This window comes from Cytobacillus sp. S13-E01 (genome assembly GCF_029193815.1).
Classification (GTDB): Bacteria; Bacillota; Bacilli; order Bacillales; family Bacillaceae_L; genus Bacillus_BV.
Genome location: NZ_JARFVC010000056.1, coordinates 1 through 15,000, shown reverse-complemented (window position 1 = coordinate 15,000; position 15,000 = coordinate 1). Strand labels below are relative to the sequence as shown.

12 protein-coding genes, 1 tRNA gene, 1 rRNA gene, 1 other RNA gene and 1 other annotated feature (1 of these 16 only partly in view) are annotated in these 15,000 nt (G+C 37.0%); of the genes, 3 read left to right on the top strand and 12 right to left on the bottom strand.

Annotated elements, in window-relative coordinates; all coding sequences use genetic code 11:
* The 5 genes from recR to tadA form a co-directional block, all read right to left on the bottom strand.
* Positions 1 to 78, bottom strand: partial view of a recombination mediator RecR gene (gene recR, locus PY093_RS20525; protein WP_275647627.1) — the 5' end (the start) only. The gene continues 519 nt to the left of window position 1, outside the view; the window shows 78 of its 597 coding nt (coding positions 1–78); the start codon lies at positions 76 to 78; its stop codon lies off the left edge, out of view.
* 50 nt (positions 79 to 128) lie between these two features.
* Positions 129 to 455 (bottom strand): YbaB/EbfC family nucleoid-associated protein, encoded by a 327-nt coding sequence (locus PY093_RS20520; protein ID WP_275647630.1) that lies wholly within the window; start codon positions 453 to 455, stop codon positions 129 to 131.
* Between the two features lie 30 nt (positions 456 to 485).
* Positions 486 to 2,174 (bottom strand): DNA polymerase III subunit gamma/tau, encoded by a 1,689-nt coding sequence (gene dnaX / locus PY093_RS20515; RefSeq protein ID WP_275647626.1) that lies wholly within the window; start codon positions 2,172 to 2,174, stop codon positions 486 to 488.
* A 188-nt stretch (positions 2,175 to 2,362) separates the two neighbouring features.
* Positions 2,363 to 2,628, bottom strand: an RNA gene (gene ffs, locus PY093_RS20510) — signal recognition particle sRNA large type.
* 124 nt (positions 2,629 to 2,752) lie between these two features.
* The gene (gene tadA, locus PY093_RS20505; protein ID WP_275647625.1) at positions 2,753 to 3,241 is read right to left on the bottom strand and encodes a tRNA adenosine(34) deaminase TadA; all 489 of its coding nucleotides are present in this window, start codon (positions 3,239 to 3,241) and stop codon (positions 2,753 to 2,755) included.
* 369 nt (positions 3,242 to 3,610) lie between these two features.
* On the opposite strand from tadA, the gene PY093_RS20500 reads away from it, so the two are divergent.
* Positions 3,611 to 4,264 carry a deoxynucleoside kinase gene (locus PY093_RS20500; protein WP_275647624.1) on the top strand — a complete coding sequence of 218 codons (654 nt, stop codon included), beginning with the start codon at positions 3,611 to 3,613 and terminating at the stop codon, positions 4,262 to 4,264.
* Positions 4,248 to 4,916, top strand: coding sequence for a deoxynucleoside kinase (locus PY093_RS20495; protein ID WP_275647623.1), 669 nt, complete (start codon positions 4,248 to 4,250; stop codon positions 4,914 to 4,916). Before PY093_RS20500 ends, PY093_RS20495 begins: the two co-directional genes overlap by 17 nt.
* A 309-nt stretch (positions 4,917 to 5,225) precedes the next feature.
* Here PY093_RS20495 and PY093_RS20490 read toward each other — a convergent pair.
* The 6 genes from PY093_RS20490 to guaB form a co-directional block, all read right to left on the bottom strand.
* Positions 5,226 to 5,318: transfer RNA gene (locus PY093_RS20490), tRNA-Ser, on the bottom strand.
* A gap of 118 nt (positions 5,319 to 5,436) precedes the next feature.
* Positions 5,437 to 6,717 carry a serine--tRNA ligase gene (gene serS / locus PY093_RS20485; RefSeq protein WP_275647622.1) on the bottom strand — a complete coding sequence of 427 codons (1,281 nt, stop codon included), beginning with the start codon at positions 6,715 to 6,717 and terminating at the stop codon, positions 5,437 to 5,439.
* A 265-nt stretch (positions 6,718 to 6,982) separates the two neighbouring features.
* Positions 6,983 to 7,205 (bottom strand) — a binding site (T-box leader).
* Positions 7,206 to 7,261: 56 nt separating this feature from the next.
* The gene (gene pdxT / locus PY093_RS20480; protein ID WP_275647621.1) at positions 7,262 to 7,852 is read right to left on the bottom strand and encodes a pyridoxal 5'-phosphate synthase glutaminase subunit PdxT; all 591 of its coding nucleotides are present in this window, start codon (positions 7,850 to 7,852) and stop codon (positions 7,262 to 7,264) included.
* Positions 7,853 to 7,870: 18 nt separating this feature from the next.
* The gene (pdxS, locus tag PY093_RS20475; RefSeq protein ID WP_275647620.1) at positions 7,871 to 8,755 is read right to left on the bottom strand and encodes a pyridoxal 5'-phosphate synthase lyase subunit PdxS; all 885 of its coding nucleotides are present in this window, start codon (positions 8,753 to 8,755) and stop codon (positions 7,871 to 7,873) included.
* A 498-nt stretch (positions 8,756 to 9,253) separates the two neighbouring features.
* Positions 9,254 to 10,579 (bottom strand): D-alanyl-D-alanine carboxypeptidase family protein, encoded by a 1,326-nt coding sequence (locus PY093_RS20470; protein ID WP_275647629.1) that lies wholly within the window; start codon positions 10,577 to 10,579, stop codon positions 9,254 to 9,256.
* 178 nt (positions 10,580 to 10,757) lie between these two features.
* The gene (gene guaB / locus PY093_RS20465; protein ID WP_275647619.1) at positions 10,758 to 12,224 is read right to left on the bottom strand and encodes an IMP dehydrogenase; all 1,467 of its coding nucleotides are present in this window, start codon (positions 12,222 to 12,224) and stop codon (positions 10,758 to 10,760) included.
* A 260-nt stretch (positions 12,225 to 12,484) separates the two neighbouring features.
* On the opposite strand from guaB, the gene PY093_RS20460 reads away from it, so the two are divergent.
* Positions 12,485 to 13,486, top strand: coding sequence for a YaaC family protein (locus tag PY093_RS20460; protein WP_275647618.1), 1,002 nt, complete (start codon positions 12,485 to 12,487; stop codon positions 13,484 to 13,486).
* Between the two features lie 1,361 nt (positions 13,487 to 14,847).
* Here PY093_RS20460 and rrf read toward each other — a convergent pair.
* Positions 14,848 to 14,963, bottom strand: a 5S ribosomal RNA gene (gene rrf, locus PY093_RS20455).
* Between the last annotated feature and the right edge of the window lie 37 nt (positions 14,964 to 15,000).

Genomic DNA, 15,000 nt, shown 5'->3' with positions numbered 1-15,000 from the left:
GACGGCAGTTTTAGGACCTATGCCTGGCAATCTCATAAAGCTATCTATTAACTTTGATATCGGTTCAGGATAATGCATCTATCTAATTTCCCCCTATAATAGCCATTTATCTGTATAGACAACAGCAATTAGAACATTCCTGGTAGATTCATTCCTTTAGTGAATTGTCCCATTGTTTCATTGGTTAGGTCTTCCATTTTCTTAAGGGCATCATTAGTTGCGGCAAGCACTAAATCTTGCAACATTTCGATATCTTCAGGATCTACTACTTCTTCCTTAATTTTTACATCGATTACTTCTTTTTGTCCATTAACGACAACGGTAACCATCCCACCGCCCGCTGTTCCTTCAATTGTTTTTTCCGATAATTCCTCTTGTGCCTTTGCCATATCCTTTTGCATTTTTTGCATTTGTTTCATCATTTTTTGCATATTACCCATTCCTCCGCCACGCATCATGTGTGTGTGCCTCCTTTTAAAATTACATTATTCTTGTATTTCAATGAGTTCCATACCTACAATTTTCTTAGCTTCAGCAATGAGTGGATCTTCCTCTTCCTCAGTGCTATCACTTTCATTACGTTGCCCACGTATAAACTCTTCTCTTATACTACCCCATTCATCATCAGGTACAGCAACCATTTCATAGCGTTTATTTGTTAGTTCAAATAAGATGTTTTCTAAATTGTCTCGAACACTATTAGTGTTTTCGGCAACCATTTTACAATGGATTTCATACTTAAATTTTAATACAAATGCTCCATTTGAGGCAGCAACTGGTTCACTATCTGTTAAAAGTGCTGCATGTGAAACTTTATTTTGTTTACGTAACTGTTCAAGCATAGCACCCCAACGACTTTTTAAAAGTTCAAGATCTTGACGTGTTGCTTGCTTTAGGATTTCAATTAATCTTCCTATCGGTGTCTTATAGCCGTTTCTAGCTACTTTCTGTGGCCTTTTTTCAGTCTTTGGAGATTCCACATTTGATACAGCAATCCCTTTTCCTTTTAATTCCTGGAGATCATTCTCTAGTTGTTTAATTCTATTTATAAGTGTATCAACTTCTGGCATTGATTGCATGCTTTGTGGCTCATCTTGTTGGCACAATTTAACCAAAGCCACTTCTAGAAATATTCTCGGATGATTTGTCCATTTCATTTCTTGCTGGCTCTTGTTTAATATATCTATGACCTCATAGATTATGCTCTTTTGTATTTTATTAGCCAGTACCGAAAATTGTTCATCGACCATTACACGTTCTAATGTCTCTTCAAGCTGTGGAGCAGTCTGATATAAAAGCATATCACGGTAATAGAATATCAGATCTTCTATAAATCGCATCGGATCTTTACCATGATTCATTAAATCATCTAGTGTTTTTAATGCCCATGAAACATTTCGTTCATCAATCGCTTTCACTAAATTGGATAAAAAAGATTGTGATACTGAGCCTGTAATTGACAATACATCATCTAAACTGACTTCATCATCGCTAAACGAGATCGCTTGGTCTAACAGACTTAGTGCATCCCGCATTCCACCTTCAGCAGCTCTTGCGATAGTATGTAACGCAGCTTCTTCCACGCTAACCTGCTGATCTTCAATAATCACTTTCATTCTATTGACAATAGCTTGTGCGGTTATACGCCTAAAATCGAAACGCTGACATCTCGAAATAATGGTTAAAGGTATTTTATGTGGTTCTGTTGTAGCTAGAATAAAAATAACATGTTTGGGCGGTTCTTCAAGGGTCTTTAGTAATGCATTAAACGCACCGATTGATAACATATGGACTTCATCCACTATGTACACCTTATATTTTACTGCGCTAGGTGCATATTTTACCTTATCACGGATATCCCGAATTTCATCAACACCGTTGTTAGAAGCAGCATCAATTTCAATTACATCTGAAATTGATCCATCAGATATACCTCTGCAGGAGTTACATTCATTACAAGGTTCAGAAACAGGCGCTCTCTCACAGTTAACAGTCTTCGAAAAGATCTTAGCTGCACTTGTCTTCCCTGTACCACGTGGTCCTGAAAAGAGGTATGCATGTGAAAACTTCTCTTGGAGAAGGGCATTTTGAAGTGTTTTCGTAATATGCTCTTGTCCTACAACATCTTGAAATATTTTTGGTCGAAAGACTCGGTATAATGCTTGATACGCCACAAACTCGCCCTCCCTCTACTATTCCACTATTTATTATACAGCATTTAAAAGAATAATTTCAAAATGATTGTTAAGTATTCGTTATACAACTTGTATTTTCGACTAAAGCGATAAAATATTTTAAAATTCCTGCATAAACACAAAAAACTCACCCAAAACGGATGAGTTTTATTATGGGATCAATTTTACCGTGCACCTTCTGTCGAATAGCCACCATAAGCGTTACCCAAGCAGTTAGCTCGGTTCAGGCAACCCTACGGCACATGTGATGATCCACTTACTGCTGCTTCCTTCCGGACCTGACAGGGTTCGTGGGTTCCCATTGCGTAGGACCCAAACGTCAACACTACTTACTTGAGGCAGACCCTACAGTGGACTATCCTCGAGAAAGGAATTCGGCCTCGCTAGAGCGGATTGCGAGTACAGGGCACCGCTACCTCCCCGCTTAGCACGGCAAAATTGATACCATATTTTATTGGCCAACTAATTTCCGACGCAAGAATAAGTATATCTGCTTTTCACGGAAAATGCAATGCAAATGAACTGTAAAATATTTGAAGCGAACATTGCCTTATAGGTTACTGCTGATTCTTTTGCTGTTTCTCTACTTTCCTTTGTTTGCGTATTTTTTTAAAGAAATTACTTAGCAAATTACCGCATTCTTGATCTAGAACACCTGCAACTACTTCTGCTTGATGATTAAAACGATCTTCTTGTAGAAGATTCATCAGTGTTCCGGCACATCCAGCTTTAGGATCACTTGCACCATAAACTACTCTTTCTACACGAGATAAAACAATTGCACCCGCACACATTGGGCATGGTTCAAGTGTAACATATAATGTTGCTCCTTCTAACCGCCATGATCCTATTTTTTTACATGCCTTATCTATAGCTAACAACTCTGCGTGTGCTATCGAGCGTTGCTTTGTCTCACGGAAATTGTGTGCGGATGCTATTACTTTATTATCTACTACAATAACTGCTCCAATCGGAACTTCGTCAATCTCTTCAGCCTTTTTTGCTTCTCTAATCGCTAGGCTCATAAAATATTCATCAGTGTACATATAAAAACTCCCTACATAACCTCATTTTTTATGTTCTCAAGTAGATACAAGGCGGAAAATATTTTTTAAAAAATATTCTTTATAATGATTACCAAACTACTGTTATTAGTATTGACATTATAAATAATTTTAATTTTTACACGATCTAGATTTAAGTTATAAACGTATATGACTGATTATAAGTTCCTGATTATTTTTCGACAAGATTCCCCCATGAACCTTCTGTCTGTGTTAAAATAAATTTTATCTTTTTTATTTTAATATATTCATAGGAGTCGGGTATGTAGCAAACTAAGAAACGAATAGTGCTATATTAAATTTGAGCAGGTTTCGACAGATTTTGTTTTTCATTTAAAGGGGGACGACGAGATGAGCCAAACACCTTTTATTACAGTAGAAGGTCCTATCGGTGTTGGAAAAACCTCACTCGCTAAATCAATATCAGAACACTTCCAGTTTGCGCTGCTAAAAGAAATTGTGGATGAGAACCCATTTCTTGGGAAGTTCTATGAGAATATAGATGAGTGGAGCTTTCAAACAGAAATGTTTTTTCTGTGTAATCGATACAAACAACTTGAAGATATTAATCACTTATATTTACAAATAGAAAAGCCTGTTGTAAGTGATTATCATATTCTTAAAAATTTAATATTCGCACAGAGAACATTACGAACTCCTCAATATAATAAATACCTTCAAATTTATCATATCTTAACAGATGACATGCCAGTTCCTAATATTGTCATATATTTACACGCTAGTTTAGAAACATTACTTAAACGAATTCAAATGCGTGGGCGCGATATTGAAAAAAGCATTGTTCCTGCTTATTTAAGTCAACTTTCATCGGACTATGAACTAGCTATGCAACGTTTTGAGCAAACATATCCCCACATACCAGTCATTCGTTTTAATGGCGATAAATTAGATTTTGTTCAAAATAATACTGATTTACAATTGATGATAAATAAAATTGAGAAAACGATTTACAAAGGAGATGAACAACATGAATTTGCGAAATAAATACGACATACCTATTAATTCAGTTATCACAATCGCTGGTACGGTAGGAGTTGGAAAGTCTACAATCACTAATGCGCTAGCAAATTCGTTAGGTTTTCGTACTTCCTTAGAAAAAGTAGATACAAATCCTTATTTAGATCCTTTTTACGCTGATTTTAAAAGGTGGAGTTTCCACCTTCAAATCTACTTCCTAGCCGAACGCTTTAAGGAGCAAAAGAAGATTTTTGAATATGGCGGAGGTTTTGTTCAAGATCGTTCTATCTATGAGGATACTGGGATCTTTGCTAAAATGCACTATGATAAAGGAACAATGACACCAACTGACTATGAAACATATACAAATTTATTTGATGCAATGGTCATGACACCGTATTTCCCACACCCTGATTTACTAGTCTACTTAGAAGGTAGTCTAGATGATATTCTAGCACGTATTAAAGAGCGCGGGCGTCCAATGGAACAACAAACTCCTGCCCAGTACTGGGAAGAAATGCATGAACGTTATGAAAAGTGGATAAATAGCTTTAACGCCTGTCCGGTTTTACGAATTAATATTAATGAGTATGATATCATCCAAAAAGAACAAACAATTGAACCTATTATCGAAAAAATATCGAATGCCCTACATCATTCTCAGCTGCTAAAAAGATAAGCCTTCCTACCCGGAAGACTTATCTTTTTTTATATGTAACAATAAGAAAAGCGCAGGGCGCCCGCCTATCGGCGACAAGCATAAGACAAGCCCTGACTGAAGGCGTTTTTTGCCTTCGGGAAGGGCTTGGCTTATGACCTCAGGTCCGATGGCGCCTGGAGATAGACGTAGAAAGACAAAGACACGAAGTTATACACAACCTTACAATTTTATAAATTCCTAAACAACAAAAAATTCGTTACATAAATGTAACGAATTATAATCTCCAAAATTTATGCGCTATTTTAGATTTTAATGTCGAAAATAAAATGGCGGAGGAAGAGGGATTCGAACCCCCGCGGGCTGTTACACCCCTGTCGGTTTTCAAGACCGATCCCTTCAGCCGGACTTGGGTATTCCTCCGTTTCGACAAGAACTAATATATCATATTAAACAATTGGGTGTCAACAAGTTTAAAAAAACTTTATATTTTATGTGAAATTGTAAGAAGAAGGACTATAATTTCCTTCTTCTTAGCTATTTACTTACGTCCAATAACTTCTTTGTTCCCCATATAAGGTCTAAGTACTTCTGGAATAATGACACTTCCATCTTCTTGTTGGTAGTTCTCTAAAATCGCTGCTACTGTACGTCCAATTGCAAGACCAGACCCGTTTAATGTATGAACATGCTCTGGTTTTGCCTTAGGATCACGACGGAAGCGGATATTAGCACGACGTGCTTGGAAAGCTTCAAAATTACTACAAGATGAGATTTCACGATACGTTTCATAGCTAGGAATCCATACTTCAATATCATATTTCTTTGCAGCCGTGAAGCCTAAATCTGCACTACACATGCTCATGACACGGTATGGAAGTCCAAGGAGTTGTAGAACTCTCTCAGCATTAGCTGTAAGCTTTTCTAGTTCATCATAAGAATCCTCAGGTTTAACAAATTTGACAAGTTCAACTTTATTAAATTGGTGTTGGCGTATTAACCCTCTAGTATCACGCCCTGCAGAACCCGCCTCAGACCTAAAACATGCACTAAATGCAGCATATTTTAGTGGTAGCTCTTCTCCAGATAAAATTTCATCTCTATAAAGATTTGTAACAGGAACTTCAGCTGTAGGAATTAAAAAATAATCTTCACTTTCAATTAGGAATGCATCTTCTTCAAACTTTGGCAGTTGACCTGTACCTGTCATACTCGCTCTGTTTACTAAATATGGTGGTAATATTTCTTCATAGCCATGCTCATCAACATGAAGATCTAACATAAAACTTATTAAAGCACGCTCCAACCGCGCACCCATGCCCTTGTAAAAGACGAAACGGCTTCCAGTTACTTTTGATGCTCTTTCGAAGTCTACTATTCCAAGACCATCTGCAATTTCCCAGTGGGGCTTAGCTTCAAAAGAAAACTGCGGCAAGTCTCCCCATTTACGGTCTAAAACATTATCATCTTCAGTTTCACCAATAGGTACACTATCATGTGGGATGTTTGGTATAGATAATAATAAATACTCTAGCTGATCCTCAACTTGACGAAGATCATCATCAAGCACCTTAATTTCATCTCCAACCTCACGCATTTCAGTGATTAGATGCTCTGCATCCTTTTTCTCTCGTTTTAATACTGCAACTTGTCCAGAAACTTCATTACGCTTACTTTTTAATTCTTCCGTTTTAAGAATTAATTCGCGACGTCTAACATCTAGTTCTTCAAATTTCCCTAGATCTGTTAAGTCCTCCCCGCGGTGTTCTAACTTTTGTTTTACTTCCTCAAAGTTAGCACGAAAATGTTTTAAATCGAGCATTGTCAATTGCCTCCTTAGTATTTATTTTAAAATAAAGTGAAACTTCAATCAGTGGCACTTTCTTCATCCCGATTGATTGATTGTTAGTTGAAATTATCGGACCTTTAGGGGCAGTTGTTCAGTTTATCACCCACCTAAACCACCGATAAGGTTTAAAATTTTGAGATGGGCCTTAATGCACCTTACGAATCCTAACGCATTAGATGAAACTAGTTTAAAGACAAAGGTTATTCTTTCCAAAAAAACAAAAAACTCCCGTCCCTAAAAAAGGGACGAGAGTTAACCCGCGTTGCCACCCTAGTTGAAGATATTAAAGATATCTTCCTCTTGAATAAGAAATAACGGCTCTTAACCGAAAATACCTACTAAGTAAATGACTTCAGTATTTTACTCAAGGATGGATTCACAAACATCTTACACCGGTTCACACCAACCACCGACTCTCTTAAGAAAAAATGAATGTTACTAATTCCTGTCATAGTTTTTAACCATGTGATTTTAGTAATTTATAATTTACTATAATTGTGTGCATGTTGCAATATTTTTATACTAGATTTTTTTCTTTCGATTCTTCAACCATTTGTACAAAGTATTTGGTAAAACGATGATCATCCGTTAATTCTGGATGGAATGAACAGCCTAAATATTGACCTTGTCTAGCGGCAACAATTCGGTTATTGTGCTTAGCCAGTACTTCAACATCTTCACCAGCCTCTACAATATGAGGGGCACGAATAAAAACACCTACAAAGTCATTTGCAATATTAGGAATAACGAGCTCTGCTTCAAAACTTTCACGTTGGCGACCAAATGAGTTACGCTCAACAGTTATATCCATTAATCCAAGATGTGGTTGATCATGACCAACAATATTTTTCGCTAGGATAATTAGTCCTGCACATGTACCAAACATTGGTTTCCCGGAGTTAGCAAAATCACGCAAAGGTTCCATAAAGCTATATTTATCGATTAACCTACGCATTGTAGTACTTTCTCCGCCTGGAATAATAAGTCCATCTACCTCTTCTAATTGCTCTATTCTTTTTACCACAATAGCTTCTGCATTTGATGCCTCAATGGAATGTACATGTTCACGAACAGCTCCTTGGAGACCCAAAACTCCAATCTTCACCATTATATTACTCCTTCTCTCTTACCAGCCGCGCTCTTGCATACGTTGTTCTGGTAATAGTGATGAGATTTCAATTCCTTTCATTGCAGAACCTAATCCTTTTGAAAGTTTTGCAATTAATTCGTAATCTTGATAGTGCGTAGTTGCTTCAACAATCGCACGTGCAAATTTAGCCGGGTTATCTGATTTAAAGATACCAGATCCTACGAATACACCATCAGCACCAAGCTGCATCATAAGTGCTGCATCAGCCGGTGTAGCTACACCACCTGCAGCGAAGTTAACAACAGGAAGACGGCCTTCACGCTTGATTTGTAATAATAATTCGAATGGTGCACCTAAATTTTTAGCTTCTGTCATTAATTCATCTTCACTCATCCCAGTCACTTTTCTGATTTGAGCGTTTACCTTACGCATATGGCGAACCGCCTCAACGATGTTGCCAGTACCAGGTTCACCCTTCGTACGAAGCATTGAAGCACCTTCTGCGATGCGGCGTGTTGCTTCACCCAAATCACGGCAGCCACATACAAATGGTACTGTAAAGTCACGTTTAAACAAATGATATTCCTCATCAGCTGGTGTTAAAACTTCACTTTCATCGATATAGTCCACACCCATAGCCTCTAAAATACGTGCTTCAACAATATGCCCAATACGAGCCTTTGCCATTACTGGAATCGTAACTGCATTCATAACATCTTCAACAATTGTCGGGTCTGCCATACGAGCAACCCCACCAGCTGCACGGATATCCGCAGGTACGCGTTCTAAAGCCATTACAGCAACAGCACCCGCTTCTTCAGCAATTTTTGCTTGTTCTGCATTGACAACGTCCATAATTACGCCGCCTTTTTGCATTTCTGCCATACCACGTTTTACACGATCTGTGCCTATGTTTGCCATACTTAGTAATCCTCCTATATGTACTAAATGATTTTATCATTATTGTACTGAATAATAACCAGCACTACAACTAATGACATTTTGTTTAAGTTAGAAAAACAAATTCAATTTAGATCTACACTATATTTAGCATTCTTTTAAAAGAGGAACATCATTCACTCTCTACTAAAAAATGCATCTGTCCATTATTTTACCTCATTTTTCAAAAAAATCCTATTAAAATCGTCTATACTCATAAAAACTTATATGGGTTATATACAAAAGGACAAATGTGAAAAGCGCAGACCTCCGTGGAACGTCGAAAAAGACCAGCCACGTTCTGTGGCGAACATCGACATCAGCACATCCTGTGCAAGTCAAGCATAAGACGAGTCGGATGGATAGCCTTTGACCTCAGGTCCAATTGCGCCCGGAGCTAGACCCTAAAACTAGGTTCAAATTTTTATACTTTCTTATCTTTTAAAAAAAGCCCTGCTATAAAAAGCAGGAGCCACTCAATTAAAATAATCCTTTGATTGTATCAGAGACACTTGACCAGATATCACCAAAGAATCCGCCAATACCTCTCATCATTAACGTAAACCAATTTGCTTTTTCAACGTCTTCCATAGTGACTAAATCGGCTTTTAAAGTATTCTCACCCTCAGGTGTGATGAATCCATAGTTATTTGTTCCATTATAGGAAACGACTAATTGACCGACTTTTGTTCCCTTCTTAATCGGTGCCATTAATTCATTTTCTTTTGATAGTAACTCTTTATCAAGTACATATTCAGCCTTATATAAATCCTTTTCCTGTTCACCACGTTTTAATACAACATTGATAGGAGCACTAGATTCAATCTCAACTTCTTTTTCCTTCCCTTTTACAACAGGTAAAAAAGACTGATCTTTAACTTGGTAGCCTTCTGGATAAATCTCTTCAATTGAATAGTTACTAAAAGCATAGTCTAGCATTTTTCTAGTTTCATCAAAACGTGCTTTATAACCATCTGTATTCATAACTACTGTAATATAACGTACTCCATCACGCTCTGCAGTACCTGTAAAGCTATAGCCCGCAAAATCTGTGGAACCGGTTTTAATACCATCCACATCTTGATATTGATACACTAACCCTGGTAGCATCCAGTTCCAATTATCCATGTTAATTTCATCATCTGTACCTTCACGAAATTTCTTTTTCGGAATGCTAGCTGTTTCTAATAATTGTGGAAAATCCTTTAAAAGATAATATGCCAATTTTGCTGTTGCTCTTGCAGACATCACATTTTCATCTGTCGGTCCAGTTCCTTCAGGGTGCATTCCCGCAAGATCTTTATTATTTAAGCCTGTAGAATTATAAAACTTATAGTCCTGTAATCCAAGTTCAGCTGCTTTATCGTTCATCATTTTAATAAAATTAGTTTCAGAACCTGCAATGATTTCTGTTAACGCAATCGTAGATCCGTTTGCAGAGTAAATTGCCATTGATTCATATAATTCTTGAACACTATAAGTTCCATCTTGTCTTAACGGAACATTTGATAAACTTCTATTTTGAGAGATTCTATAGACATAATCACTTACATTATATTGCTGATCCAATGTTACTCTTCCTTCGGCTAATGCTTCAAAAAGTAAGTATTCAGTCATCATCTTAGACATACTTGCAATACCTAAAACTTTATCAGCATTCTTTTCATATAAAATTTTGCCTGTTGAAGCCTCTATTAGTATTGCTGCTTCTGCCTCAATGCCTAATGGGTCTGTTTCAGCTAGTACACTATTTGAATTATTAATATAGAAAGACAGTAAGAAGATTGTGAGAATACTTACGATCATCCTACATCGTTTGTTATTTTTCAATGTGCCGCCCCTCCAAATACTTTTTATTGTGTAAGAATGGATTACTTTGATGACCAAAGGTAATTTTAACATATTCACTTCAAAAAAAATAGACAGAGTATTACACCCTGTCTTTCTAGTAGTAAAATGAACCAATTTGTATGGGTATTTTTACCTAAGATAATGAATAATTTGGTGCTTCTTTTGTAATTTGAACATCATGGGGATGACTTTCTCTTAAACCTGCTCCAGTCATACGCACAAATTGTGCACTTTCACGAAGCTCCTGTAAATCCTTTGTCCCACAGTAGCCCATTCCAGAACGAATCCCACCTACTAACTGATAGATTGTCTCTGTAAGAGGACCCTTATAGGGAAGTCTTCCTTCAATTCCTTCTGGTACAAATTTTTTATTTTCCTCTTGGAAATATCGATCCTTACTTCCCTTTTCCATTGCTCCTACTGAACCCATTCCACGGTATACTTTAAAACGTCGTCCTTGGAAGATTTCAGTTTCACCAGGACTTTCAGAAACACCTGCCAACATACTACCCAACATGACAGCATGACCACCTGCAGCTAACGCCTTGACAATATCACCAGAATATTTAATTCCACCATCTGCAATAACTGCGACACCATGTTTTCTAGCCTCTGTAGCACAGTCGTATACAGCCGTAATCTGAGGAACACCAACACCCGCTACAACTCGTGTTGTACAGATAGATCCTGGTCCAATTCCTACCTTTATTACATTTGCTCCAGCTTCTATTAGATCACGAGTCGCCTCTGCTGTTGCGACATTACCAGCAATTATATTTAAGTCAGGATATTCATTACGAATTGTACGGACTGTTTCTAATACACCAGCAGAATGGCCATGTGCTGTATCAACAACAATCACATCAACATTTGCTTTAACTAATTTTTCAATACGTAGCATTGTATCAGTTGTTACCCCAACTGCTGCACCAACTAATAAACGTCCGTGTTGATCCTTTGCTGAGTGTGGGAACTCAATTACCTTTTCTATATCTTTAATTGTAATTAAACCCTTCAAAACTCCATCTTCATCAATTAAAGGAAGCTTTTCAATTTTATATTTCTGCAGAATTTTCTCTGCTTGTTCTAGTGTTGTTCCAACTGGTGCTGTAACAAGATTTTCTTTTGTCATAACATCGGAGATTAGAATCGAGTAGTCCTGAATGAAACGCAAATCACGGTTCGTTAAAATCCCTACAAGTTTTTGTTCATCTGAGTTGTTGACAATTGGCACACCGGAAATACGATATTTCCCCATTAAGTGCTCTGCATCGTAGACTTGATGTTCAGGAGTTAAATAAAATGGGTCAGTAATAACTCCACTTTCCGATCTTTTTACTTTATCTACCTGCTCAGCTTGTTGTTCAATTGACATATTCTTATGAATGACCCCGATACCACCCTGACGTGCCATTGAAATGGCCATCTCTGCTTCAGTTACAGTATCCATTCCTGCACTCATAATTGGGATATTTAACTTTAAGTTTTTTGTTAAAGTAACACTTGTGTTAACATCACGTGGAAGTACCTCAGATTTTGATGGTACTAATAGTACATCATCAAATGTAAGACCCTCTTTAGCAAATTTTGTTTCCCACACGTTAAAAATCCCCCTTTAATGTCTAAAAATATTATTAGTAGATTAACAACTGGTTAAACTACTGTCAAGGATGATACGATATGTTAGATAATTCAAACAATAATATGCAAGTAAGTGTAATTAATTACAGTAACATTATGCTCTTATAACGCGGATAATAATATTAATAAAAAAGCAGAAGATGTGTAATCCTAAAAGATATTATACAACCCTTTCTAGAGCAAAATTAAGCACCTCTGGGAAAATGGAGGTAATAACATTTGATAAGTCACCGATTTATATGGAAATCATTTACTTCGTTTCATTCGGCAAGTACTATACAAAGCCTTTTATTAAAAACCTATGGAAGGTCCAAGTTCGCGGATGCCGATAAAAAGAGCTATGATAATTGCTATCCTTTTATTTATTACTTAGAACATGGTCAAAACTATTATCAACTAGCAGCCAGTGCACCATTTTCTATAAAACCAGTTTTATTATTTTACGGGATGGTCCAACTGTTAAAGGCTTGTTTACTAACAGTAGATCCGCAATATCCTGAATCAACCTCAGTGTTGGCCCACGGAGTATCGACTAGAAAAAGAAAAAAACAAAGCTATGAATTCTCACAGGACGAAGTAAAAGTCCAGAAGAGTGGCCTTTTTACACATTTTTCTGAAAAAATGTTCCATGTGAAACATTTAGATGGAGAAAAATATTCGATGGATCAACTACTAAGAAGATTACCAGAAATGAGTAAACTTTATTCTCTACATTATCAATCAGACCATTTTTGCAAAATAGATAAGGTAACTGACCGAAAAATTACAATTCCAACTACAATACTTGATGATTATCATATGACTTTACGCCGGTTTGAAGATTTTGTCTTGGAAATGTTTCCTGTACAATTTACTTTAGATAAGGACGAACAACGAACAAATGAAGGTCCACAGCAAAAAATGACATTCTTACTTGCAAACGAACATACTGAATACTTAACACCTCTAAACTGTTCACCCTTACTATTTCACTTATATGAAGAATCCTATTACTTACCAAAAAGCCGTGATAATTTAACAAAGTTACCTGAAGTAATGATACATTATTTGCTACTATATAATCTAAGTATGATTTCACGTTATGAAACTGAGTGGTGGAGTGAATTACTACACTCCTACTCGAGCAATGATTATCCTTTTATTAATCAATTTTTATCTATATCTACTGAAAAAGTACCCTATTTGCTTTTTCAATTCTTGGAAAAACAATTAAATCGGTGACACGAAAAACGAAGGTACTCTTAATACCCTTTATACTTTAATACAAAAGAAATGAAGGAACTAGTATTAGCTAATAAGAAAAGCGAAAGGGGCGCCCGCCTATCGGCGCGTCGATTAAAACGCGCCACGTCCTGTGTCGAACATCGACATCAGCACATCCTGTGCAAGTCAAGCATAAGACGAGCCCTGGCTGAAGGCGTTTTTTGCCTTCGTGAAGGGATTGGCTTATGACCTCAGGTCCGATGGCGCCCGGAGCTAGACACTAAAACTAGGTACAAACTTTTATACTTTCTTATCTTTGAACAAAGACGTGCAATCTGACAACAGATTTGACACCTCTTTGACACCCATAAATAAAAATAAAGAGCGAACCCTCAAGGACCAAGAGATGAGGGAATCAGCATGGTTTAATAAATAAGCGGAGAAATTTCCCTTAATTACGAAATAGCACTTAAAATAGCTTAAATAGACGGAAGAATTCCGACTATTTACACAAAAAACGTCAAAATGGATCATTTTGCATTGCTTAAGCGGAAAACCTCCGCTTATATACCCCGAACCAAGCCTTATTACGTAATTTAACCGGAAAATCTCCTCTTAATTTAACTATCAATGGCTACTAAATTTAGGAGATGACTTCTGATGTATTTAGAAATATCGTAAGAATGGACATCCCAATTGACACTTAATTTTGAGTGTCCAATAAGCATTGTCCTTTAAATTTATTTTGTCATTAGTGGTTTTATTTACTATAAGAGGTATTATAAATCCCTATATAAAAGGAAAATGGTATATGTCGATTCGTATGCCATTTCTAATATCAATTTTCCACCTATGTACCTCAAAATGGAACGGTTTATTTCATCAAATCCAAGCGTTTTTATTTGCTATTTGTACTGTTATTTATGGTATCAATTTAATACCTAAAGAAAATAATAATCATAACACCAAAAAAGAACCAGTTATAAAAGCTGATTCTCTCGCTTTGCTTGGCAACGTTTACTCTCACAGGACTTGGCCATGGATGGCCTGACTTCTGCGTTGCCACAGGATGTGGTGACCTTAGCAGAAGATCAATTTTACTACCATCGGCGCACGAGCTTTAACTTCCGTGTTCGGCGGTCGGCTTCCGATAACCTTCAGTATCCTGCGTCAGCTTCGCTCTCTGTGATCCTCGTGTACGCAGTACACTCCGGTTCTCCTTCGCTCACTTCCTTGTCTACTTCGATTCTCGAAACCCGACCCTACTTTGTTTTTCACTCTATTACATTTAAAACCTCACGGTTTTATATAATACCTAAAGAAGAAAATAATCATAACACCAAAAAAGAACCAGCTATAAAAGCTGATTCTCTCATTTTGCTTGGCAACGTCCTACTCTCACAGGGGGAAACCCCCAACTACCATCGGCGCAAAAGAGCTTAACTTCCGTGTTCGGCATGGGAACGGGTGTGGCCTCTTTGCCATAGTCACCAAACATATGAAGGATTTGTTCCTTCAAAACTAGATAACGT